The sequence below is a fragment of the Streptomyces sp. SirexAA-E genome, from assembly GCF_000177195.2.
GTDB classification, from domain to species: domain Bacteria; phylum Actinomycetota; class Actinomycetes; order Streptomycetales; family Streptomycetaceae; genus Streptomyces; species Streptomyces flavovirens.
The window spans coordinates 1641911-1664993 of the sequence record NC_015953.1 but is presented as its reverse complement, the minus strand read 5'-3'; the positions used below and the strand labels follow the sequence as shown (position 1 = coordinate 1664993).

General features: G+C 74.1%; 25 protein-coding genes. 18 read left to right on the top strand and 7 right to left on the bottom strand.

What is annotated here, in order from left to right; all coding sequences use genetic code 11:
* Positions 1-4: 4 nt before the first annotated feature.
* The gene (locus tag SACTE_RS07335) at positions 5-793 is read left to right on the top strand and encodes a DUF2567 domain-containing protein (RefSeq protein WP_019992775.1); all 789 of its coding nucleotides are present in this window, start codon (positions 5-7) and stop codon (positions 791-793) included.
* A gap of 58 nt (positions 794-851) precedes the next feature.
* Here SACTE_RS07335 and ybaK read toward each other — a convergent pair whose 3' ends face one another.
* The 3 genes from ybaK to SACTE_RS07320 form a co-directional block, all read right to left on the bottom strand.
* On the bottom strand, positions 852-1352 hold the full coding sequence (gene ybaK, locus SACTE_RS07330) for a Cys-tRNA(Pro) deacylase (RefSeq protein ID WP_014045391.1): 501 nt from the start codon (positions 1350-1352) through the stop codon (positions 852-854).
* Between the two features lie 15 nt (positions 1353-1367).
* Positions 1368-2153 (bottom strand): LON peptidase substrate-binding domain-containing protein, encoded by a 786-nt coding sequence (locus tag SACTE_RS07325; protein WP_014045390.1) that lies wholly within the window; start codon positions 2151-2153, stop codon positions 1368-1370.
* A gap of 132 nt (positions 2154-2285) precedes the next feature.
* Positions 2286-2759, bottom strand: a complete 474-nt coding sequence (locus SACTE_RS07320; protein ID WP_014045389.1) for a nuclear transport factor 2 family protein — start codon at positions 2757-2759, stop codon at positions 2286-2288.
* Between the two features lie 151 nt (positions 2760-2910).
* Between SACTE_RS07320 and SACTE_RS07315 the strand changes: the two genes are divergently transcribed.
* A complete protein-coding gene (locus SACTE_RS07315; protein WP_014045388.1) occupies positions 2911-3507 on the top strand; it encodes a TetR/AcrR family transcriptional regulator in 597 nt (198 codons plus the stop codon).
* Positions 3508-3538: 31 nt separating this feature from the next.
* Here the strand turns inward: SACTE_RS07315 and SACTE_RS07310 are convergent, their stop codons facing one another.
* Together SACTE_RS07310 and SACTE_RS07305 are read right to left on the bottom strand one after the other, a co-directional pair.
* On the bottom strand, positions 3539-4564 hold the full coding sequence (locus SACTE_RS07310) for a hypothetical protein (protein WP_014045387.1): 1026 nt from the start codon (positions 4562-4564) through the stop codon (positions 3539-3541).
* 221 nt (positions 4565-4785) lie between these two features.
* Complete coding sequence (locus SACTE_RS07305) at positions 4786-6387, bottom strand: hypothetical protein (RefSeq protein ID WP_014045386.1); 1602 nt, start codon at positions 6385-6387, stop codon at positions 4786-4788.
* A 160-nt stretch (positions 6388-6547) separates the two neighbouring features.
* Between SACTE_RS07305 and hisD the strand changes: the two genes are divergently transcribed.
* The 9 genes from hisD to SACTE_RS07260 all read left to right on the top strand — a co-directional run bounded on the left by hisD (position 6548) and on the right by SACTE_RS07260 (position 13387).
* A complete protein-coding gene (gene hisD / locus SACTE_RS07300) occupies positions 6548-7870 on the top strand; it encodes a histidinol dehydrogenase (protein ID WP_014045385.1) in 1323 nt (440 codons plus the stop codon).
* Positions 7867-8982 (top strand): histidinol-phosphate transaminase, encoded by a 1116-nt coding sequence (locus tag SACTE_RS07295; RefSeq protein WP_014045384.1) that lies wholly within the window; start codon positions 7867-7869, stop codon positions 8980-8982. The genes hisD and SACTE_RS07295 overlap by 4 nt, the downstream gene beginning before the upstream one ends.
* Positions 8979-9572: an imidazoleglycerol-phosphate dehydratase HisB gene (hisB, locus tag SACTE_RS07290; protein WP_014045383.1), complete on the top strand. Its 594-nt coding sequence runs from the start codon at positions 8979-8981 to the stop codon at positions 9570-9572. The genes SACTE_RS07295 and hisB overlap by 4 nt, the downstream gene beginning before the upstream one ends.
* Positions 9569-9736, top strand: coding sequence for a hypothetical protein (locus SACTE_RS34530; RefSeq protein ID WP_014045382.1), 168 nt, complete (start codon positions 9569-9571; stop codon positions 9734-9736). Before hisB ends, SACTE_RS34530 begins: the two co-directional genes overlap by 4 nt.
* 9 nt (positions 9737-9745) lie before the next feature.
* Positions 9746-10390, top strand: coding sequence for an imidazole glycerol phosphate synthase subunit HisH (gene hisH, locus SACTE_RS07280; protein WP_014045381.1), 645 nt, complete (start codon positions 9746-9748; stop codon positions 10388-10390).
* On the top strand, positions 10390-11115 hold the full coding sequence (priA, locus tag SACTE_RS07275; RefSeq protein ID WP_014045380.1) for a bifunctional 1-(5-phosphoribosyl)-5-((5-phosphoribosylamino)methylideneamino)imidazole-4-carboxamide isomerase/phosphoribosylanthranilate isomerase PriA: 726 nt from the start codon (positions 10390-10392) through the stop codon (positions 11113-11115). The genes hisH and priA overlap by 1 nt, the downstream gene beginning before the upstream one ends.
* On the top strand, positions 11112-11510 hold the full coding sequence (locus SACTE_RS07270) for a RidA family protein (protein ID WP_014045379.1): 399 nt from the start codon (positions 11112-11114) through the stop codon (positions 11508-11510). The genes priA and SACTE_RS07270 overlap by 4 nt, the downstream gene beginning before the upstream one ends.
* A complete protein-coding gene (gene hisF, locus SACTE_RS07265) occupies positions 11507-12262 on the top strand; it encodes an imidazole glycerol phosphate synthase subunit HisF (protein ID WP_014045378.1) in 756 nt (251 codons plus the stop codon). The genes SACTE_RS07270 and hisF overlap by 4 nt, the downstream gene beginning before the upstream one ends.
* 189 nt (positions 12263-12451) lie before the next feature.
* Positions 12452-13387, top strand: coding sequence for a dienelactone hydrolase family protein (locus SACTE_RS07260; RefSeq protein WP_014045377.1), 936 nt, complete (start codon positions 12452-12454; stop codon positions 13385-13387).
* A 74-nt stretch (positions 13388-13461) separates the two neighbouring features.
* Here the strand turns inward: SACTE_RS07260 and SACTE_RS07255 are convergent, their stop codons facing one another.
* The gene (locus SACTE_RS07255; RefSeq protein WP_014045376.1) at positions 13462-14235 is read right to left on the bottom strand and encodes an alpha/beta fold hydrolase; all 774 of its coding nucleotides are present in this window, start codon (positions 14233-14235) and stop codon (positions 13462-13464) included.
* A gap of 161 nt (positions 14236-14396) precedes the next feature.
* Between SACTE_RS07255 and SACTE_RS07250 the strand changes: the two genes are divergently transcribed.
* Both SACTE_RS07250 and SACTE_RS07245 read left to right on the top strand, forming a co-directional pair.
* Positions 14397-17132: a LuxR family transcriptional regulator gene (locus SACTE_RS07250; protein WP_226995149.1), complete on the top strand. Its 2736-nt coding sequence runs from the start codon at positions 14397-14399 to the stop codon at positions 17130-17132.
* A 190-nt stretch (positions 17133-17322) separates the two neighbouring features.
* Positions 17323-18642: a helix-turn-helix domain-containing protein gene (locus SACTE_RS07245; RefSeq protein ID WP_014045374.1), complete on the top strand. Its 1320-nt coding sequence runs from the start codon at positions 17323-17325 to the stop codon at positions 18640-18642.
* 145 nt (positions 18643-18787) lie between these two features.
* Here SACTE_RS07245 and SACTE_RS07240 read toward each other — a convergent pair whose 3' ends face one another.
* Positions 18788-19420: a TIGR03085 family metal-binding protein gene (locus SACTE_RS07240; protein WP_014045373.1), complete on the bottom strand. Its 633-nt coding sequence runs from the start codon at positions 19418-19420 to the stop codon at positions 18788-18790.
* An 84-nt stretch (positions 19421-19504) separates the two neighbouring features.
* On the opposite strand from SACTE_RS07240, the gene hisI reads away from it, so the two are divergent.
* The 5 genes from hisI (at position 19505) to SACTE_RS07215 (ending at position 22987) form a co-directional block, all read left to right on the top strand.
* Positions 19505-19885 carry a phosphoribosyl-AMP cyclohydrolase gene (gene hisI / locus SACTE_RS07235; protein ID WP_014045372.1) on the top strand — a complete coding sequence of 127 codons (381 nt, stop codon included), beginning with the start codon at positions 19505-19507 and terminating at the stop codon, positions 19883-19885.
* A gap of 11 nt (positions 19886-19896) precedes the next feature.
* Positions 19897-21405: an anthranilate synthase component I gene (locus SACTE_RS07230; RefSeq protein WP_014045371.1), complete on the top strand. Its 1509-nt coding sequence runs from the start codon at positions 19897-19899 to the stop codon at positions 21403-21405.
* Entirely contained in the window at positions 21405-22064 is a 660-nt protein-coding gene (locus tag SACTE_RS07225; RefSeq protein ID WP_014045370.1) for a TIGR02234 family membrane protein, read from the top strand. Before SACTE_RS07230 ends, SACTE_RS07225 begins: the two co-directional genes overlap by 1 nt.
* Positions 22065-22158: 94 nt before the next feature.
* The gene (locus SACTE_RS07220; RefSeq protein ID WP_014045369.1) at positions 22159-22410 is read left to right on the top strand and encodes an HGxxPAAW family protein; all 252 of its coding nucleotides are present in this window, start codon (positions 22159-22161) and stop codon (positions 22408-22410) included.
* Positions 22411-22489: 79 nt separating this feature from the next.
* Entirely contained in the window at positions 22490-22987 is a 498-nt protein-coding gene (locus SACTE_RS07215) for a DUF2752 domain-containing protein (protein ID WP_014045368.1), read from the top strand.
* Positions 22988-23083: the final 96 nt, after the last annotated feature.

Sequence of the window (23083 nt, the reverse complement as noted above, 5' to 3'; positions counted from 1 at the left end):
CACCGTGACCGCACCGTTGACGCCGCCGCATCAGCCCGACCCCCACGACCCGTGGCAGGCTCCGCCCTCCGGGTCCCGTCTCGCGTCCGGCGGCCTGGTGCCGCCCACCGCGGCGGAGCGGCGCGCGGAACTGGTGCGGGCAGCCGTGACCGCCCTGCTGCTGACGGCTGCGGGACTCCTGCTCGGTCTGCTGTGGCTGTGGCTCGCGCCGCGCGTGCCGCTGGTCTCCGACGACACGGCCGTGTACCTCAAGGACAGCGAGGGCGAGGAGGCCATCGGGGCGGACGGCACCTTCGTGCTGCTGGCCCTCGCCTTCGGTCTGGTGTCCGCGGTGGCCGTCTTCCTCCTGCGCCGGCGCGGAGGTATCCCGCTGGTGGTGGGACTCGCTCTCGGCGGACTGCTCGGCTCGCTGCTCGCGTGGGGGGTGGGTACGTGGCTGGGCCCGACGTCGGACGTGGTGGCCCATGCCAAGGAGGCCGGCAAGGGCGTGACGTTCGACGCGCCGCTGGAACTGCACGCGGTGGGGGCGGCGGTGCTGGCCTGGCCGATCGCGGCGATGATCGTGCACCTGCTGCTGACGTGGGTGTTCGGGCCGAGGGATCCCGAGCCGGAGTGGGAGTTCTGGGGGTCGGGACAGGCGTTCGGGCCTGCGCCTGCCCCCGGGGCCGGGGCCGGCGTCGTGGACGGTCCGTCGGCGTCGGTCGATTCCGGCGCCGGGGCCGAGGGGGATTCCGGGGCGGGGGCCGACGGTGGCGCGAGCGGGACTGCGGACGGGTGGCCGCGGCGGTCCTAGAACGCGGGACGGGCTGAGTGGGCCCCCGCCCGGGCGGGCAGGGCCGGGCCCCCGGACGTTACGCGCGGCCGATCGGCGCCAGTGTCGCCCGGGTCAGGGTGGTCAGGGCCGTGGGGGTGAGTTCGACCTCCAGGCCGCGGCGGCCTGCCGAGACGCAGATCGTGGCGTGGCCCTCCGCGGAGGCGTCCAGCACCGTGCGCAGGCGCTTGCGCTGACCCAGCGGGGAGATGCCGCCCCGGACGTAGCCCGTGGTGCGTTCCGCGGCCGCCGGGTCCGCCATCGCGGCCCGTTTGCCGCCCACCGCGGCCGCCAGCGCCTTCAGGTCCAGCGAACCCGCCACCGGCACCACCGCGACGACCAGCTCACCGTCCACGTCGGCGACCAGCGTCTTGAACACCCGGTCCGGAGAGACGCCGAGCGCCTCGGCGGCCTCCTCGCCGTACGACGGGGACGACGGGTCGTGGTCGTAGGAGTGGACCGTGAAGGCGGTGCCCGACGCGGTCAACGCGACCGTCGCCGGGGTGCCGCCCGGCTGCTGCTTCTTCGGCTTCTTCGCCACGGCCGGGGTCCTCGGTCAGTTGGGGTGGGTCGGGGCGCGGGTCAGGTCGACGGCCGGCAGCGACGGCAGGTGCCGGATGACGGCCGTCTCCTTGCGCAGGAGGGCCAGCTCCTCGCGCAGCCGCGTCGCGGTGTCCGGTGCCTGGAGCAGCCGCTGCTTCGTCGGGAGGTCCAGTACGGCCGCCGCGGCCACCAGGTAGGAGACCACCGAGGGGTCGTCCGGCAGGTCCGCACCGGTGGTCAGGGAGCGCTCGCCGGCTCCGGCGAGCCGCTTCTGGTAGCCGCGGAAGGCTCTCAGGACGCCCTCGGAGAGGGCCGCCGCCTCCTCCTGGGCGGACTTCCCCCGCGCCTCGTCGTCCTCCGCTGCCGGATTCTCCGGGAGGTCCTCCACCTCGGCGGTGAGATACGGGCCGCTCGCGTCGACCGAGAGCAGCCGGACCCGGACGGTGCCGGTCGCCAGGACCTCGAAGCTGCCGTCGGCCCGCTCCCGGATCTTCGCCGCGTCCGCGACGCATCCCACCCGGTGGAAGGACTGGATCGGGTCGGGGCCGAAGCCTTCGCCCGGCGCTCGCTCGTCGGTGCCCGGGGCGGGGGCCGCGGCGGGCATCCCCGTGCCCGTGCGGGCACTCTCGCGGCCGTCGCGGATCGCGACGACCACGAAACGGCGCGGTGCGTCCTCATCGGTCGTCGCGAGCTCGCGCATCATGGCGCGATAACGCTCCTCGAAGACGTTGAGCGGCAGCACGAGGCCGGGGAACAGCACCGCGTTCAGCGGGAAGAGGGGAAGACGAGCGGTGGTCACAGCGCTCAAGCCTAATGGGGTGTGACCGAGATGGACGCCAGAGGGGCGACGGCATGATCTCGCGGCCCCGATCCGCTCCGATCCGTCCGCGGTGACGTGCGGCGGGTCGCGTGCCGCACCCCTCAGGCGTCCTCAGAAGCCGAGATCGCTCAGGCCGGGATGGCCGTCGGGGCGGCGGCCCGGCGGCCAGAGGAACGCGCGCTCGGATTCGGCGATCGGCAGGGTGTTGATGGAGGCGTGGCGCGTGTGCATCAGGCCGTGCTCGTCGAACTCCCAGTTCTCGTTGCCGAGGGAGCGGTACCAGTTCCCGGCGTCGTCGCGGTGCTCGTAGGCGAAGCGCACGGCGATGCGGCTGCCGTCGTGCGCCCACAGCTCCTTGATCAGCCGGTAGTCGAGTTCGGTGTTCCACTTGCGGGTCAGCAGCGCGACGATCTCGTCGCGGCCCGTGGCGAACTCCGTGCGGTTGCGCCAGCGGGAGTCCGCCATGTAGGCCAGCGACACACCCCGCGGGTCCCGCGTGTTCCACGCGGCCTCGGCGGATCGGACCTTCTCGACGGCGGTCTCCCGGGTGAACGGCGGCACCGGCGGGCGGCTCTCGTCGGCCATGTCGGCTCAGCTCCTTCGCGCTCCCGCCTCACCGAGGTCCGGTGAGGTCCTGGAGGTCCTCATTGAGAACGGTCGTTCTCGACCTCGCTTGCTAACGTAGAGAACGTTGGTTCTCCATGCAAACGTCGGTTCTCCATGCGAGGGGGCGCAGATGGCTGATCGGGACGCCGCGGCACGTGAGCGGGTGCTCGACGCGGCCGAGAAGCTGTTCTACAGCCGGGGTGTCCAGGCGGTCGGGATGGACGCCGTGCGCAACACGTCCGGGGTGTCGCTCAAGCGCCTCTACCAGCTGTTCCCGTCCAAGGAAGCGCTCGTGCTGGAGTTCCTGCGGCAGCGGGACGCACGGTGGCTGCGGGTCCTCGCCGAGCACGTCGAGGCGAGGTCGGCGCCCGAGGAGCGGATCGCCGCCGTGTTCGACTGGCTGTACGAGTGGTTCTCGGAACCGGATTACCGCGGGTGCGCCTTCGTCAACGCCTTCGGTGAGATGAGCGCGGTCTCACCCGATGTCGCGGCCCGGGCCCGGCACCACAAGAGGGCCTTCCACGGCTACCTCGCCCAGCTCGTGACGGCGGCCGGCCGGCCGGTCGAACTGGCCGACCAGCTCGCCCTCCTCGCCGAGGGGGCGATCGTCACCGCGGCTGTCCTCGGCACGCCCGAACCGGCGCTCCGGGCGCGGGACGCCGCGTGCGTCCTGACGCGCGCGGCAGGGCCCGGGAGTCCCGGGACCGCGGCGGAAGGACGGCGCTGAGGGCGGTACCCCGGGCGCCCGGATCCTGCCCTCACACCCCCTGGCGGCCGGCCCGTCCGCGCGAGGGGGCGGAAGAGGCCACCCGGAGCCGTACCGCCGTCCTGGTGTCGAGGAATCCGCCCAGCGCGTCGTCCGCCACCGCCGCCCAGGGGAACGACGTGGCGTACGGCCCGATGAGCCGGAACTGCTCCAGCGCCTCGTCCGCGCGTCCTCGCGCCACCAGGACGCAGGCGAGGAGGTTGCGCACCTCGGCGGGCCAGGGATCACCGGCCGGGAAGACCGCGGAGAGCCCGATCGCGAGGTCGGCGGCCGCGTCGATCCGCTCCCCCTGCACGGGCGTGGCCCGCCCGGCGGCCGCGGCGTCGCTCAGCAGCGCGAACGCCGCCCGTACCGGCAGGGCCTGCACCAGCGAGTCGGCGACGGCGTCCTCGGCCGCCCGCTCCGCGAAGTCGAAGCACTCCCGGTGCGAGCCGTACCAGGCGGCCGAGAGGTACTGGAGCGCGGCGACATGGCAGCCGTAGTGGTGGGTGGAACGGAGCAGTGCCTGCTCCCACAGGGTCTCGAAGACGGTGTGCGGGGCGTGCGTCCCCCGGGCGTGGTCGAGCGCGAGCCGCCACGGCACCGGGTCCCGCGGGTCCGCCTCGGCCGCCGCCGTGATCAGCGGCCCCACCTCGCGCAGGAGCTCCGCGTAGGCGGGGGAGGCCCAGGCCCGGCGGACCGCCAGCTCCGCCTTGACGAGCAGGGCGTCCGGATCGCCCGGCGCGGCCGCCAGCCAGTCGGTCAGCCAGCCGTCGCGGCTGTCCGCGAACGCCACCAGGCGGGCCAGGCAGCGGTCGCGGGTCTCCCAGTCGGCGGCGTCCCGGGTGCCGGCGAGGAGCTTGGCGGCCGGCCCGAAGTCTCCCAGGGCCGCCGCCACCAGGGCGGGGGAGAGCCGCTCGTCGGGTGCGTCGAGCAGCACCGCCTCGTCGGCGGGCAGCGCGGCGGACAGCCCCGGCCGTGACCGGGGCGTGCGCGCGGAGCTCAGCAGTGCACGGAGGAATGCCATGGTGCAGACCATTGAAAAGCGCTGGTGGAGACGGCGCCAGAGGGGCCCTGTGAAGCTTCTGTAGCGAGTGCGAGGGTTGCCCTGGAAAGATTCAAGAAAGGGTAAAGGAAGTGGCGTCGAACGGCTTGAATGCGACCTTCAGGCTGCCCTGGCCCGGCCTTCCGGCCGGGCCTCGACCGGCCTTTCGAGGGCCGTCACCTCCGGCACCCCGGGGGCGGGTGGGGTGTCCGGGGTCAACTCCGGCGCAGCAGCCGGGAGGCGCCCGCCGCCACGGTGGTGGCCAATATCCACCCCACCAGCACGAGGCCCGCAGCCGTCCACTGCCAGCCGCCCTCCAGCCGCCAGTAACCGACCTGCCCGAGATCGATCACCGGCACCAGCAGGTCCAGCGCGAACAGCGCGGCGTTCCACTCCGGATGCTCGTCGCCCTTGATCGACGGAGGCTGGTACCGCGAGAACGCCACCGTCCCCGCCGCCCACAGCACCGCCATCCACACCAGGGCCCGGCCAGGCCGGTACCCGTACGCCACCGCCCAGTCCTGGAGGTAGCCCCAGGCTCGGCCCGCCGCCGGCAGCGTCTCCCGGCGGCGGCGCTGCTTGGCGAGCAGCACCTCGCGCGCGTCCGCGTCCTCCCCGCAGCTGCGCAGCACGGTCGCGAGGCGCTCGTACGGCTCCGGGACGTACTCCGGGGTCGCGGCCAGCACCCACTCCAGGCGCCGGGAGAGCGGGAAGTGGCCGTACGGGACGAGGTTCTCGTAGACGAAGCCGCCCATGGCCAGTCCGCCCGGGCCCGGCCAGCTGGTCGACACGTCGATCAGCGTCACGACCTTCGCGCCGTTGAGCACGACCCGGCCCTGTTCCGGACGCTCCGCGTTGAAGCGCAGCTCGGGCGTGGCGATCCGGCGCAGCGACAGCTCCTCCGGCCCGGCCAGGACGAACCGGGCCTTGTGCAGGTCCACCGCGTCCCCGAACCGCCCGTCGTCCAGCCGCACCGCGCCCCGGCACTCGAACACCTGGGCGCGTGTCCCGCGGGCCGGTCCGCCGCCGTGCGCGATGCCGTACGGGGGAGTGGTGCCCTGGTTGCCGGTCTCCAGGCTCACCCAGGCCTCGGTCATGTACAGCGTGCGCTCCACGCTGAGCTGCGGGGCGTTCAGCGCGCGCCGTCCGTCCACGGCCCGCAGTCGGCTGCCGCGCAGGCTCAGCGAGCCCCCGACGGTCGCCCCGCGCAGGCTCAGCTCGCCACGGGTCTCGATCATCTCGGCCTGCAGGTCCTGCGCCACCGACATCCCGTCGCCGACGAAGGCGCGGCCCCGCCGGTCGGGTCCCACGGAGAGCTGGCTGATCAGCAGGTCCGTGCCGATCTGGGCGTCGGTCAGCCGGATGCCCCGTTCGACCCGGCAGCGCGGCAGATGCAGATCCCCCTCCGTGTGCAGCCGTGCGGCGTCCAGTCTCGGTACCTGGCAGCCCACCATCCGCAGCGTCGTGAAGTGGCACTCCGGCAGCACGACCTCCTGCTCGAAGCGGCACCCCGTGAACTCCACGTACGGGGCCACCCTGCCGCCCGCCAGGTCCAGCTTCCCCGCGATCCGCACGCCCCGGAGCTTGAGCGCGGCCACCCGGCCCGGCCGGGCCGGCGGTCCGTCCAGGAGCAGGCGCGCCACCGTCCGCGCGTCGACGCTGCGCTCGGGGCCCCAGGCGTGCGGGGTGAAGGGGTCGTCGCGCACCGGATCGCGTGCGCGCAGGTCGTAGGTCGTGCCGTTGCGGAAGGACTGCCACATGCCGAGCTCGGCGGCGCTGAGGCCGTCGGGGATCTCTCCGTCGTGCGGTTCGGTCACTGCCTCACCTCCACGTGCGCGGAACCTCCCGCGCCTCGTAGTGCCGTTCTTCCCTTTGTGTGACGAACTGAACACTCTTGGTCAGCACGGACGGCCATGAGATGTATCAGCCAGTGATACGGGCGACCGGGCGCCGCAGGCGGTCTGAGAGAATTGCGGTGTGATCTCTCGAATCGATCTGCGCGGCACCGCCCTCCCCGAGGGCGGCGACCTGCGCGACCTGCTGCCCCGTGCCGAGTTCGACGTGGAAGCCGCCCTGGAGACGGTGCGGCCGATCTGCGAGGACGTACGCCATCGTGGCTCGGCGGCAGTGATCGAGTGGGGAGAGAAATTCGACGGCGTCCGCCCCGAGACGCTGCGGGTCCCGGCCGCCGCGATCACCGCCGCGCTGGAGGAGCTCGACCCCGCCGTGCGCGCGGCGCTGGAGGAGTCGATCCGCCGCGCCCGCCTCGTCCACCGCGAGCAGCGCCGCGCCACGCACACCACCCAGGTCGTCCCCGGCGGCACCGTCACCGAGAAGTGGGTGCCCGTCGAGCGCGTCGGGCTGTACGTGCCGGGCGGGCGCTCGGTCTACCCCTCGTCCGTCGTGATGAACGTCGTCCCGGCCCAGGAGGCGGGAGTCGAGGGCGTCGCCGTCGCCTCCCCGCCGCAGAAGGACTTCGGCGGCCTGCCCCACCCGACGATCCTGGCGGCCTGCGCCCTCCTCGGCGTCGACGAGGTGTACGCGGCCGGGGGGTCCCAGGCCGTCGCGATGTTCGCGTACGGCACCGCGGACTGCCTGCCCGTGAACCTCGTCACCGGCCCCGGCAACATCTACGTCGCCGCCGCCAAGCGCCTGCTCAAGGGCCGGATCGGCATCGACGCCGAGGCCGGGCCCACCGAGATCGCGATCCTCGCGGACGCGAGCGCCGACCCGGTGCACGTCGCCGCCGACCTCATCAGCCAGGCCGAGCACGACCCGATGGCCGCCGCCGTGCTCGTCACCGACTCCGAGGAACTGGCCGCCGCCACCGAGGCCGAGCTGGCCGCCCAGGTCGCCGTGACCAAGCACGTCCAGGACCGGATCGAACCGGCCCTGGCCGGCCGCCAGTCCGCGATCGTCCTGGTCGACGGCATCGAGGACGGCCTGAAGGTCGTCGACGCGTACGCCGCCGAGCACCTGGAGATCCAGACCGCCGACGCCGCCGCCGTCGCCGACCGGGTCCGCAACGCGGGGGCGGTCTTCGTCGGCCCGTACGCGCCCGTCTCCCTCGGCGACTACTGCGCCGGCTCCAACCACGTCCTGCCCACCGGCGGTTGCGCCTGCCACTCCTCGGGCCTGTCCGTGCAGTCCTTCCTGCGCGGCATCCACATCGTCGACTACACGCGGGACGCGCTCGCCGAGGTCGCCCACCACGTGGTGACCCTCGCCGAGGCGGAGGACCTCCCCGCCCACGGCGCCGCGCTCAAGGCAAGGTTCGGTTGGAAGGTGCCCCAGCAGTGACGAACGGCAACCCCTGGGACGAGCTGCCCATCCGCGACGAACTGCGCGGCCAGTCCCCGTACGGGGCGCCCCAGCTCGACGTGCCGGTCCGGCTCAACACCAACGAGAACCCCTACCCGCTGCCCGACGCGCTCGTCGACCGCATCGCCGAACGCGTCCGCGAGGCCGCCCGCGGCCTCAACCGCTACCCCGACCGCGACGCCGTGCGGCTCCGCACCGAGCTGGCCCGCTACCTCACCCGCACCGCCGGGCACGAGGTCGGCCCCGAGAACGTCTGGGCCGCCAACGGCTCCAACGAGGTCCTCCAGCAGCTCCTCCAGACCTTCGGCGGCCCCGGGCGCACCGCGATCGGCTTCGAACCCTCGTACTCGATGCACGCCCTCATCGCCCGGGGCACCGGCACCGGCTGGATCTCCGGGCCGCGCGACGCGGACTTCACCATCGACGTCGAGGCGGCGCGGAAGGCGCTCGCCGAGCACCGCCCCGACGTGGTCTTCATCACCTCGCCCAATAACCCCACCGGCACCGCCGTCGACGCGGACACCGTCGTCGAGCTGTACGACGCCGCCCAGGCCGCCGGACCGTCGATGGTCGTCGTGGACGAGGCGTACGGCGAATTCAGCCACCGCCCCTCGCTGCTCCCACTGCTGGAGGGCCGCCGCCACCTGGTGCTCTCCCGCACCATGTCCAAGGCGTTCGGTGCCGCCGGGCTGCGGCTCGGCTACTTCGCCGCCGACCCGGCCGTGGTCGACGCGGTCCAGCTGGTGCGGCTGCCGTACCACCTCTCCTCGATCACCCAGGCCACCGCGCTCGCCGCCCTGGAGCACACCGATACGCTGCTCGGGTACGTCGACCGGCTCAAGAGCGAGCGGGACCGGCTGGTGGACGGGCTGCGGGAGCTCGGCTTCGACGTCACCGACTCGGACGCCAACTTCGTCCAGTTCGGCCGCTTCACCGACAGCCACACCGCCTGGCGGCACATCCTCGACCGGGGCGTCCTGGTCCGGGACAACGGCGTACCGGGATGGCTGCGGGTCTCCGCGGGAACCCCCCAAGAGAACGACGCGTTCCTCGATGCGGTGCGCGAACTGAAGAAGGAGCACGACGCATGAGCCGCGTAGGCAGGGTGGAGCGGACCACCAAGGAGACCTCCGTACTCGTCGAGATCGACCTCGACGGCACCGGCAAGGTCGACGTCGCGACCGGTGTCGGCTTCTACGACCACATGCTCGACCAGCTCGGCCGGCACGGGCTGTTCGACCTCACGGTCAAGACCGACGGCGACCTCCACATCGACTCGCACCACACGATCGAGGACACCGCCCTCGCGCTCGGCGCCGCCTTCCGGCAGGCGCTCGGCGACAAGGTCGGCATCTACCGCTTCGGCAACTGCACCGTCCCGCTGGACGAGTCGCTCGCCCAGGTCACCGTCGACCTCTCCGGCCGCCCCTACCTGGTGCACACCGAGCCGGAGAAGATGGCGCCGATGATCGGCGAGTACGACACGACGATGACCCGGCACATCCTGGAGTCCTTCGTCGCCCAGGCGCAGATCGCCCTCCACGTCCACGTCCCGTACGGCCGCAACGCCCACCACATCGTGGAGTGCCAGTTCAAGGCGCTGGCCCGCGCCCTGCGCTACGCCAGCGAGCACGACCCGCGGGCCGCCGGCATCCTCCCGTCCACGAAGGGCGCCCTGTGACCGGCCTGAACACCGTGCTGATCGTCGTCGGCCTCTTCCTGGCCGGCGGCGTCTACTCCTTCTGGAAGCAGGGCATGCCCAAGGGCGTCGTCGTGCTCCTCGGAATCGGCTCCGTGATGTGCCTCGTGGCGGGCATCATGCGGATCCAGGGAATCTGGGACTGAGGTTCGACAGTGAGCGACAAGAAGAAGACCGTCGTCGTCTTCGACTACGGCTTCGGCAACGTGCGTTCCGCCGAGCGGGCCCTGGCCCACGTCGGCGCGGACGTCGAGATCACCCGTGACTTCGACACCGCGATGAACGCCGACGGACTGCTCGTCCCCGGCGTCGGCGCGTTCTCCGCCTGCATGGACGGGCTGAAGAAGGCCCGCGGTGAATGGGTCGTCGGCCGCAGGCTGGCCGGCGGCCGTCCCGTCATGGGCATCTGCGTCGGCATGCAGATCCTCTTCGAGCGGGGCATCGAGCACGGCGTCGAGACGGAGGGCCTCGACGAGTGGCCCGGCACCGTCGGGCCCCTCAAGGCCGACGTCGTCCCGCACATGGGCTGGAACACCGTCGAAGCCCCCGACGGCTCCCAGCTCTTCGCCGGCCTCGACGCCGACGCCCGGTACTACTTCGTGCACTCCTACGCGGCGCACGACTGGTCCCTCGAAGTCACCAACGCCAAGATCCGTGCCCCCAAGGTCACCTGGGCCACGCACGGAGAGCGGTTCGTGGCCGCCGTGGAGAACGGCGCGCTGTGGGCCACCCAGTTCCACCCCGAGAAGTCCGGCGATGCCGGCGCCCAGCTGCTGACCAACTGGATCGAGACGCTGTAATGCCGAAGCTTGAACTGCTCCCCGCCGTCGACGTCCGCGACGGCCAGGCCGTCCGCCTCGTCCACGGCGAGTCCGGCTCCGAGACCTCCTACGGCTCCCCGCTGGAGGCCGCCCTCGCCTGGCAGAGCGCCGGGGCCGAGTGGCTGCACCTCGTCGACCTGGACGCCGCCTTCGGCACCGGCGACAACCGCGCGCTGATCGCCGAGGTGGCCGGTGCCATGGACATCAAGGTCGAGCTCTCCGGCGGCATCCGCGACGACGCCTCGCTCGCCGCCGCCCTCGCCACCGGCTGCCGCCGCGTCAACCTCGGCACCGCCGCCCTGGAGACCCCCGAGTGGGTCGCCAAGGTCATCGCCGAGCACGGCGACCAGATCGCCGTCGGCCTCGACGTCCGCGGCACCACCCTGCGCGGCCGGGGCTGGACCCGCGACGGCGGCGACCTCTACGAGACACTCGCCCGGCTCGACTCCGAGGGCTGCGCCCGCTACGTCGTCACCGACATCGCCAAGGACGGCACGCTCCAGGGCCCCAACCTGGAACTCCTGAAGAACGTCTGCGCCGCCACCGACAAGCCCGTCGTGGCCTCCGGAGGCGTCTCCTCGCTCGACGACCTGCGGGCCATCTCCTCGCTCGTCCCCGAGGGCGTCGAGGGCGCGATCGTCGGCAAGGCGCTCTACGCCAAGGCGTTCACCCTGGAAGAGGCACTCGAGGCGGTCTCCGGATGACGGACTCCGTACGCCGCGTCTCCTCGGGCGGACCCTGGGAGGAGAAGTTCGGCTACTCCCGCGCGGTACAGCTGCCGAACGGACTCGTCCTGGTCTCGGGCTGCACGTCCGTGGTCGACGGCGAGATCTCCGAGGGCGGTCCGTACGAGCAGGCCGTCGCCTCCTTCCAGCTCGCCTTCGACGCCCTGAAGCAGGTCGGACTCGGCCGTGAGGACGTCGTCCGCACCCGGATGTACATCACGCACGCCCGGGACGCAGACGAGGTGGGCCGCGCCCACAAGGAGCTGTTCGACGACGTCCGCCCCGCCGCCTCCATGATCGTCGTGTCCGGCTTCGTCGACCCCTCCCTGGTCGTCGAGGTCGAGGTCGAGGCCTACCGGGCAGGTGAGCGATGACCCTCGCCGTACGGGTCATCCCGTGCCTGGACGTGGACGACGGCCGCGTCGTCAAGGGCGTCAACTTCCAGAACCTGCGCGACGCCGGCGACCCCGTCGAGATGGCCAAGCTGTACGACGCCGAGGGCGCCGACGAGCTGACCTTCCTCGACATCACCGCCTCCAGCAAAGACCGCGAGACCACCTACGACGTGGTGCGCCGCACCGCCGAGCAGGTCTTCATCCCGCTCACCGTGGGCGGCGGGGTCCGCACCCCCGACGACGTCGACAAGCTGCTGCGCGCGGGGGCCGACAAGGTCGGGGTCAACACCGCGGCCATCGCCCGTCCCGAGCTGATCCGGGAGATCGCCGAACGCTTCGGACGCCAGGTCCTCGTGCTCTCCGTCGACGCCCGCCGCACCCCCGAGGGCACCTTCGAGGTGACGACACACGGAGGCCGCAGGAGCACCGGCATCGACGCCGTCGAGTGGGCGCACCGGGCCGCCGAGCTCGGTGCCGGGGAGATCCTGCTCAACTCGATGGACGCCGACGGCACCAAGGACGGCTACGACACCGAGATGATCGAGGCGGTACGGGCACACGTCAGCGTCCCCGTCATCGCCTCCGGTGGCGCGGGCCGGCTCCAGGACTTCGCGCCCGCCGTCGACGCGGGTGCCGACGCGGTCCTGGCCGCGTCCGTCTTCCACTTCGGTGACCTGCGGATCTCCGAGGTGAAGAGCGCGCTGAGTCAGGCCGGACACCCGGTGCGCTGACGCCCCGGGGGCGGCGGCCGGTCACGGAGACCGGCGATCTCGCCGATGTCCGCACCCGGGACGCACCGCCAGAGTGGCGACCGCCAACGAAGGACGGCGGTTACCCTCGCGGTGCGCCCCGGGGCCCTGGACGACGGGCCCCGAGGGGAGCCGCGTTGTGGTTCTGCCACGACCGAGAGGACCCCCCTCGTGCAGCAGCACCTCCCCTCCGGCGACATCTCCCCGCGTCACCACCGGGTGTCGAAGAGCCGCTCCCGCACCGTCAAGGGTGCCCTGGCCGCCGCGGCCGCCACCGCCGGTCTGCTCCTGTCGCTGATCCCCGGCGGGGCCCAGGCCGCCGACAACCCCTACGAGCGCGGTCCGGCGCCGACCACGTCGAGCATCGAGGCGCTCCGCGGCCCGTACGCCACGTCCCAGACGTCGGTGTCCTCACTGAGCGTCAGAGGATTCGGCGGCGGCACGATCTACTACCCGACGTCCACCGCGGACGGCACCTTCGGCGCGATCGCCGTCTCACCCGGCTTCACCGCCTACCAGTCGAGCATCGCCTGGCTCGGTCCGCGGCTCGCGTCGCAGGGATTCGTCGTCTTCACCATCGACACCAACACGACGCTGGACCAGCCCGCCAGCCGTGGTGACCAACTGCTGGCCGCGCTGGACTACCTGACGCAGCAGAGCTCGGTGCGCAGCCGCGTCGACGCCTCCCGGCTCGGTGTGATGGGCCACTCGATGGGCGGCGGGGGCACCCTGGAGGCCGCGAAGGACCGTCCGTCGCTCCAGGCCGCGATCCCGCTGACCGGCTGGAACCTGGACACCACCTGGCCCGAGCTGAAGACCCCGACCATGGTCATCGGCGCGGACGGCGACACGATCGCCCCCGTCCTCACGCACTCCAAGCCGTTCTACAACTCCCTGCCCGGCTCGCTGGACAAGGCGTACCTGGAGCTGCGGGGAGCCACCCACTTCACCCCGAACACCTCCGACACCACGATCGCGAAGTACAGCATCTCGTGGCTGAAGCGCTTCATCGACAACGACACCCGCTACGAGCAGTTCCTCTGCCCGCTGCCGTCGGCGAGCCTGACGATCGCGGAGTACCGGGGCAACTGCCCGCACACCTCCTGATCCGGGGGACTACGGGCCGGGCCGCGCGTACCGCGGTCCGGCCCCTTCGCGCGCCGCCGGTCCCCGACAGGCCCTCAGTCCTCGGACAGGAACCGGGCGATGGCCCCGGCGAACCCCGCATCGCGTACGACACCCAGATGGTCCCCGGGCAGCAGCGCCAGCTCCGCTTTCGCGATCGCGCCGGCCAGCACCCCGGGGCGCTCGGCCAGCGGGTCGCTCTCCCCGGCCAGCACCAGCGTCGGCACCGTGATCCGGTCCAGCGGGAGCGCGCCCCGGTGGACCGACCGGACCTGCGCGGCCAGCGCCAGGCGGTCCGAACCCGTGGCGTCCGCCAGGATCCGGAAACCCCGCGTCCGTTCCGGGGCGTGCGCCACGTCCTCGGCGGTCAGCGCGGCCGCCACCAGCTCCGGCGGCATCACCCGGGTGTCCAGGCCGCCCACCTCCACCGCACCGGCACCGATCCCGCCGACCACCAGACGGCTGATCCGGGCGTCCTCGGCGGCCGCGAGCAGGGCCACCACGGCCCCCATCGAGTAGCCGGCCACCTGCACCCGGTCCGCGCCGACACGATCGATCAGCAGACGCACGTCACGGGCCATCAGCGCCTCGCCGTAGAAGGCGTCGTCGTGCGGCTTGTCGGAGTCGCCGTGACCCCGCGCGTCCGGCGCGTACACCCGGCGCCCCCGCGACACCAGCGCCTCGACGACGCCCGGCCCCTCCCAGTTCAGCCGGGCGTGGGCGGCGAAGCCGTGCAGGAGCACCACCGGGGGCAGGGCGGAGCCGGGCCCCCGCGACCAGGTCCGGTAGCGCAGGGTCAGACCGTCATGGGTACGCAGGGCATCAGTCATGCGCCGACGCTACGGGCAGCGGCGCCCCGGACCGCCCCCGACTGTGCCGGCGCACAGCCCGGGACGCGTCCCGTTGGGAGCCCGCACCGCACCCGGCCGCCCGGGAACCCGGAGCGGACGCGCGCCTTCCGACACTGTTCACGCGGAAGTAACGTCGAAGCGTGACCCCATCGACGACCGTGCGCAGTCCGCTCCGGCTGTACGGCCGCAGTGGTGAACTCGCCCTGCTGGAAGCCCTGTCGGCCCGGGTGCGGGCGGGGGACGGCGGAGCGCTCGTGCTGGCCTCGCCGCCCGGCCTCGGGCGCAGCGCCCTGCTGGACCACGCTGTCGCCGGCCACCGCGGCCCCGTGCTCCGCGCCGCGGGCACCCCCGCCGAACAGCGGCTGCCCTACAGCGGGGTGCACACCCTGCTCTGCTCCGCGCCGGGACCCCTGCCCGTGCCGCCGGACCGGCTCCCGGGCTCCGGGACCACCCCCGGCGGGCTCCTCGGCCTGCTGCGGCGGCTGGGCGCCGAGGCGCCGCTGCTCGTCTGCGTCGACGACGCCCACGCCTGGGACCCCGACTCCCGCGCCGCGCTCGGCTTCGCCGCCCGCAGGCTCGGGGCGGGCAGCCGCGTCGCCGTGCTCATCGGCTGCGCCGACGAGACCGCCTTCGCCGGGCTGCCCGCCCTGCGCCTCGGCCCGCTCGACGACGACGCCTCGGCGGCTCTCCTGGACCGGCTCACCGAGACCACGGGCGACCTCGACCCCGTCGTGCGCGGCGAACTCCTGCGCGAGGCCGCCGGGAACCCCCGGCTGCTGTCCGGGCTCGTCGGCCGCCTCACCCCCGACCAGCTGGCCGGACGCACCGCGCTGCCCTACCCGCTGCCCGGCGCCGAAGGCGTCCTGGACTCCTACGCCGCCCACCTCGACGGCCTCGCCCCGGCCACCCGGACCCTGCTGCTGCTGGCCGCCGCGGCCCAGGAGCACGAACCCGACGGGGCGGGCTCCGACTTCGCCCTGCTGCTGCGGGCGGCGGCCCGCGCCGGGCTCGCCCCCGCCCACCTCGACCGGCTCCTTCTCACCCCCGCCGGCGCACTCCAGCTCACCGGCGGGCGCGTGCACTTCAGCCACCCGCTGCTGCGCCGCGCGGTCCTGCACCGGGCGGCGCCCGGCCACCGCCGGGCCGCACACGAACTGCTCGCCGCCCTGCTCGACGGCCCCGGCGGTCCCGCGCTGCCCGCACTCGTCCAGCGGGCCTCGGCCGCCCCCGGCCCGGACACCGCACTCGCCGCACGGCTGGAAGCGGCGGCGGCCGCCCCCCGGCCGCACGCCGAACGGTCGGCCGCCCTGGCCCGCGCCGCCACCCTGTCCACCGACGGCCCCCGGCGCGCCGCCCGCTTCGCCGCCGCCGCCGAACAGGCCCGGCTGGCCGGCGACGCCGGCCGGGCCCGCGCCCTGCTGGCCCGCGTCGGCGCCGACCCCGCCCAGGGAGCCGCGCCCTGCGTACGGGGCATGCTCGCCCTGCGGGACGGACCGGCGGCGGACGCCCACGCGGCGCTCCTCACCGCCGCCGCGCTGCTCGCCCCGCACGATCCGCGCCGCACCCTGGACGCGCTTCTCGGGGCGGCGCAGGCCGCCTGGGACATGGGCGACGCCATCGCCTACCTGGACGCCATGACCCGTGTCCCGCCCGCCGCGGCCGACCGGCCCACGGCGTGGTACCGGGCCGGGATGTGCGCCGTACTCGCCGGCCGCACCGACCGGGGCCACGCTCTGCTGCGGTGCTGCCTGGACAACGCCGAACGCGCCGACGACCCGTACGAGCTGCTGCGGGCCCTGGTCTCGGCCCTCGTGCTGGGCGAGGTCGACGCGGCCTGCCGGGCCGGGGCCCGCGCCCTGGCCGCCGTACGCACCCGGGGCCCCGACGCCCTGCTTCCGCAGGCCCTGGAACAGCTCGCCTACGCCGAACTGCGGGCCGGCCGGCACGCCAGGGCACGCGCCCACGCCTTGGAGGGGCTGCACGCCGCCCGGCGCACCGGGCAGCCCAACGCCGCCACCCATCTGCACGCCGTCCTCGCGCTCGCCGCCTCCGTCGAAGGGCCCGCCGAGGCCTGTGCCGCCCACGCCGACACCGCGCTGGCCGGGGCCGGCCCGCACGGTCTGACCCAGGCGGCCACCCTCGCCACCTGGGCCGTCGCCCGCGCCGACCTGGCGGCCGGACGGCCCGGCGAGGCGGCCGCCCGGCTCGGTCCGCTGGTCCGCCCCGGACCCCGCACCGGGCACTTCGCCACCCGGCTGCTCGCCGTCCCCTGCTACGTCGAGGCGATGGTGCTCTCCGGCCGCGCCGACGAGGGGGCTCCCGAACTGGCGTCGGCCGTACGGGAATTCACCTTGTGGACCGCGCGGACCACCGATCCGCAGACCCCCGCGCAGCTCGCCCGGTGCCATGCGCTGCTGGCCCCGCCCGAGGAGGCGGCCGCCCGGTACGAGCAGGCTCTGGCCCACCACGACCGGGCCGGCGGCGACTTCGAGCGGGCCCGTACCCAGCTCCTGTACGGCCAGTCGCTGCGCCGCCGGCGCCGCACCCGGGAAGCGCGCGGGCCGCTGCGGGACGCCCTGGTCGCCTTCCAGCGCTGCTCGGCCCGGGTGTGGGCCGACCGGGCGGGCGGGGAGCTCCGGGCGGCGGGTGAGGCCGTCGACACGCCGGACCGGGACGGGCGCGGGTCCGCGCCGCTGACGGGTCTCACGCCTCAGCAGCAGCGGATCGCCCGCTACGTGGCCGAGGGCGCCACCAACCGCGAGGTGGCGGTCCGGCTCTCGGTGAGCCCGCGGACCGTCGACCACCATCTGCGCAACGTCTTCGCGGCGTTGGGGGTGCGCTCGCGGACGGAGCTGGCCAGGCTGCTGGACCGCTGACGCCCGGCGTCCTCGTGGGCAGGGGTTGCGGGACCGTGACGAGAAGAAGAGTGCAGACCCCTAGGTACCGACCGGGCGGTATGCCATTCTGCGGTCGTCAGGATCATTCGGTGCGCGGCCGCCCGACGCCGGGCCCGGCGCGCACCGGGCCGGCGTGCCCGCAGCCGGCCGATTCCCGGTGGAGGCCGCCATGCCACAGGTCGTACGTTCACGGATCAGGGCGCTGCACGGACCGCCCTCCGTCGCACCGCTGCCGCACCGCTTCCGCTCCCTGGCCGGCCGCGAGGCGGTCACCGTGCTCCACCGGGCGGCCCGGGTGCTGCTGGACGCGCTGCCGGAACTCACGGACCGGCTCGTCGAGGCACTGCGGGAGCAGGAACCGGCCTACCGCACGGTCATCGAGGCGGCACCCGCCGAGATCTGGCAGGAGGTCCACCACTCGCTCCGGCACAACGTCGCCTCCCTCGTCCGGCCCAGGGAGTGCCGGGAGGCCGCCCACCGCACCTCCCGGTGGATCGGCGAGACCCGCGCCGCCGAGGGCGTCCCGCTGGACGCCGTGCTGCACGCCTTCCGGATGGGCGGCGCGATGGTCTGGCAGGACCTGGTCGACGAGACCGCCCGGCGCCACCCCGAGGACATCCGGCTGCTGGTCCATGTCGCCGCGGACGTATGGAACTTCGTCGACGAGCACTGCGGGGTGGTGGCCGAGGCGTACCGGCGGACCGAGCGGCGGCTGGCCTGGCGCCGGGAGAACCGGCAGCGCCTGCTGACGGCGGCGCTCCTGGACGGCACCGCCCGGATCGCCGACCTGCCGGACGCGGCGGCCGCCCTGGGGCTCGAGGCGCACGGGCGGTACGCGGTGCTGGCGGTCGCCACCACCCACCGCACCCCGCACGGCACGGACCGGCCGCCGCTCGTCCTGGCCGGGGGGAGGACGGCGCTCTGGCACTCGGCGGACGACGCGGAACTGGCGATCGTCCCGCTGGAGGGCGGTCCGGGGGACGACACGGGGGAGCCGGACCCCCGGGTGCCGGACGGACGGGACGAACTCGCCTCGCTGGCAGCCGCGTCGGCGGCGGCACCCGGGACGCGCATCGGGATCAGCTCCGCCGTCGAGGGGCTCGCGGCGATCGGTGACGCCCGGCGGCTCGCGGACACCGCGCTGCGGGCGTGCCCGGCGACCGGCGGCACGATCCTGCTCGACGAGCACCTGCCGGCCGCCCTCGTCGTGTCGACGCCCGCGCTCGGCACCGCGCTCGCCGACCGGGTCCTGGGACCGCTCGACCGGCTCGACCCGGCGGACCGGGACGTGCTCATCGGGACGCTGACCGCGTGGCTGGACTCCGACGGGTCGGCACAGCGGGCGGGTGCGCGGCTGTACTGCCACCGCAACACGGTGCTGAACCGGCTGCGGAGGTTCGAGCAGCTGACGGGCCGCTGCCTGACGCGGCCCTCGGACGCGGTGGAGGTCTCCCTGGCACTGGCGGCGCGGCGACTGCTGGCGGGATGAGGCGGGGCGGCCGGGGCGCGTCAGGCGCCGAACAGGCCGCCGGGCCCTCGGGGCGCGTCCGGTCCGGCCCGCGGCACCCCGAGGCCCGGTCCCTTGTGCGCTGCCCTGCCCGACGGCGTACGACGGGACCTCACGCAGGCGAACCCTAGAGGCCGAGTTCCGCCGTGTGCAGCCGGGCCAGCGCGTCCTGGTCGCCGTCCAGCTCCACCCGGGCCGCGTCCTGCCGCCCCGCCGCGAACAGCAGCAGCTCACCCGGCTCGCCGGTCACCGTCACCACCGGGGCGCCCTTGTGGGCCACCACCGTCTGGCCGTCCGGGCGCCGCAGCACCAGACCCACCGGGGCGCGGCGCCCCATCATCCGGGCCGTCTTCTCGGTGCGCGACCACAGCACGTCGGCGAAGACCGGGTCCAGCTCGCGCCGCGACCAGTCGGGCTGGGCCCGGCGCACGTCCTCCGCGTGGATGTAGAACTCCACGGTGTTGGCCGCCTCGTCGATCTGCTTCAGGCCGAAGGGCGACATCCGGGGCGGCCCCGTACGGATGAGCTGGATCAGTTCCTCGTACGGCTTCTCGGTGAACTCGGCCTGCACCCGCTCCAGCCGGTTCTTCAGCGCGCCCAGCAGGATCCCGCCGGCCGCGTCCGCCCGGCGCTCGCGCACCACGACGTGGGCGGCCAGGTCCCGGGTCCTCCAGCCGTTGCACAGGGTCAGGGCCTCGGGACCCGCCGCTTCCAACAGGTCGGCGAGCAGAAGACGTTCACGCTTCGCATGGGTCGACATGCCCGCCAGCGTACGACCGGGGCACGCCGTCCGCCCAGTGGACGCGCGCCCGGAAGCCGCCGTCCGGCGCGGCACAATGGGCGTATGACCAGCACGCCCGGCCCCGCACCCGCCAGCAACCTCGACCCGGCCGTCGCCGCCCGTCTCAAGCGCGGCCCCGACGGACTCGTCCCCGCCATCGCGCAGCAGTACGACACCGGTGAGGTGCTCATGCTCGGCTGGATGGACGACGAGGCGCTGCACCGCACCCTGACCACGGGCCGCTGCACCTACTGGTCCCGCAGCCGCCAGGAGTACTGGGTCAAGGGCGACACCTCCGGCCACGTCCAGCGGGTGAAATCCGTCGCCCTGGACTGCGACGCCGACACCGTCCTGGTGAAGGTCGACCAGACGGGCGCGGCCTGCCACACCGGCGACCGCACCTGCTTCGACGAGGACGTCCTCCCGCTCACCGGGCCCCGGTAAGGTCAGCCGCCATGGATCTCGAGACCTTCCGCAAGCTCGCCGTCGACCGGCGCGTCATCCCCGTCAGCCGCCGGCTCCTCGCGGACGGTGACACCCCGGTCGGGCTCTACCGCAAGCTCGCGGCCGAGCGCACCGGTACCTTCCTCCTCGAATCCGCGGAGAACGGCCGCACCTGGTCCCGTTTCTCCTTCATCGGGGTCCGCAGCGCCGCCACCCTCACCGTCCGCGACGGACAGGCCCACTGGATCGGCACCCCGCCGGTCGGCGTCCCCCTCGACGGCGACCCGCTGCACGCCCTGCGCGTCACCGTGGAGGCGCTCCACACCCCCCGCGACCTCGTCGGCGACGCCGGGCTGCCGCCCTTCACCGGGGGCATGGTCGGCTACCTCGGCTACGACGTCGTACGCCGGCTGGAGAAGATCACCGAGCACGGCGGCGACGACCTGGGACTGCCCGAGCTGACCATGCTGCTCACCTCGGACCTCGCCGTGCTGGACCACGGCGACGGCACCGTCCTCCTGATCGCCAACGCGATCAACCACAACGACACGGACACCGGCGTCGACGAGGCGTACGCGGACGCCGTCGCCCGGCTCGACGCCATGGAGCGCGACCTTTCACGGCCGGTGGAGAACGCCCCCGCCGCCCTCCCGCCCTCCGAGCTCCCGCCGTACACCGCCCGGTGGGGCGGGCAGGACTACCGGGACGCCGTCGACGACGTCAAGGAGCGCATCAGGGCCGGCGAGGCCTTCCAGGTGGTGCCCTCCCAGCGCTTCGAGACCCCGTGCACCGCCTCCGCCCTGGACGTCTACCGGGTGCTGCGCGCCACCAATCCGTCGCCGTACATGTACCTCCTGCGCCTGGACGGGTTCGACGTCGTCGGCTCCAGCCCCGAGGCACTGGTCAAGGTCGAGGACGGCCGGGCGATGGTCCACCCGATCGCCGGGACCCGGCACCGCGGCGCCACCCCGCAGGAGGACCAGGCGCTCGCCGAGGAACTCCTCGCCGACCCCAAGGAGCGCGCCGAGCACCTGATGCTCGTCGACCTCGGCCGCAACGACCTGGGCCGCGTCTGCGCACCCGGCAGCGTCGAGGTCGTCGACTTCATGTCCGTCGAGCGCTACTCGCACGTGATGCACATCGTCTCCACCGTCACCGGACGCGTCGCCGAGGACCGCAGCGCCTTCGACGTCCTCACCGCCTGCTTCCCCGCGGGAACCCTCTCCGGCGCCCCCAAACCGCGCGCCCTCCAGATCATCGAGGAGCTCGAACCCACCCGCCGCGGGCTCTACGGCGGCTGCGTCGGCTACCTGGACTTCGCCGGGGACTCCGACACCGCCATCGCCATCCGGACCGCGCTGCTGCGCGACGGCACCGCCTACGTCCAGGCCGGGGCCGGTGTCGTCGCCGACTCCGACCCCGCCGCCGAGGACACCGAGTGCCGCAACAAGGCCGCCGCGGTGCTGCGCGCGGTGCACACGGCGAACCGCCTCCGCTCCGGTTCGGGCGGTGAGGGATAGTGGGGTACGTGAGTGCCGTCCCCGTACCCCAGCCCCGTGCCCGAGCCGCCTCGGCGCCCGACAGCCCCGGAAGCCGCCGCAGCCTGGCAGCAGGCCTGCTGCTCGGGGCGGCCGGCGCCACCGTCGTCCTCCTCGCCTCCGGGCGGACCTGGGCCGAGGGGAAGGCGGCCGTCGGCGGCGGCACCCTCCCGCTCAGCGCGGACGGCCGGGACGTCACCGGCCTGCCCGCCGCCCTCGCCGTGGTCGGTCTCGCGGCCCTCGTGGCGGTCTTCGCCGTCCGGGGCCCCGGACGCCTGGTCGTCGCCGGCCTGCTGGCCGTCAGCGGCCTCGGCGCCGGACTGAGCGCCTGGGCCGGCGCCTCGGACAGCGACGCGCTGAACGAGAAGGCCGCCCAGACCACCGGCAACACCGCGACCACCGTCGACGCCCTCAGCCACACCGCCTGGCCCTACCTCACGGCCGCCGGAGGACTGCTGATCCTGCTCGCCGGCCTGCTCGCCCTGCGCTACGGCCGCCGCTGGCCCGCCATGTCGGGCCGGTACGAACGGGACGGGACGCCGCGCCCCCGCAAGGCCCCCCGCACCGCCCCGGACCCCGACCGCCCCGAGGACCTGTGGAAGGCACTGGACCGCGGCGAGGACCCGACGCGCGAGGTATGACCCCCACCTCACGTCCTACCGGCCCGTACGGGACAATGGCAGTGAGCTTTCTGTACAGCGATACCTTCAGCGCAACACCAACGAGGAGCAACTCATGGCGGGCAGCAGCCACGGACACACCCCGGCCGCCTGGACCGGTGTCATCATCTCCTTCATCGGCTTCTGCGTCGCCGGAGTCTTCATGGTGGCGGCGAGCCCGGCCGGCTTCTGGGCCGGCATCGGCGTGGTCCTCCTCGGCGGAGTCGTCGGTTTCGCCATGAAGAGCGCGGGCCTCGGCATGCCGAAGGAGTCCGACGACCTGGCCGCCGCCCGGTCCCGCGCGGCCCGGGCCCAGACCACGAGCTGAGGACCGTACCGGCAGGACACGACGCGAGGCGCGGCCCCGGTGGGCTGCGCCTCTCCGCGTCAGCGGGGACAATCGCCGGGTGGACGCCTCAGCTTCTTCCCCCGCCGCCCCGGACCCGGCCCCCGCGCCCCGCACACCGGCCACCCCGGGGCCGCCGTACCCGGCGGCCCCAGCCCCCGTCTCCCGGCTGCGCCGGATCCTCACCCCCGTCGGTGTCATGGCGGCCGTCGTCGGCGCCTTCGGCTACGTGGCCACGGTCGACCCCAACGAGCCCGGCCACTACCCGGTCTGCCCCATGCTCCGGCTCACGGGGATCCTCTGTCCCGGCTGCGGCGGCCTGCGCAGCGCCCACGCCTTCGCCCACGGCGACCTCGTCACGGCACTGGGTGCCAACGCCCTGGCCGTCGCCGGATACGCCGTCTTCGCGGCGGTGTGGCTGCTGTGGACGGTCCGGGCCGTTCGCGGGCAGCCCCTGCGGATCGGCCTCGCGCCCCGCTACTGGTGGGGCGTCGGCGCGGTGCTGCTGCTCTTCTCCGTCGTCCGGAATCTGCCGTTCGGGTCGGCGCTGGCACCGTGAACGCCCAGCTGATGGGATGTCCCGACGCCGGATGCGGACCCAGGGCGCTCCTGCGGATACCATCGATACGGCTGATCCTGTCCCATCACCGTCCCG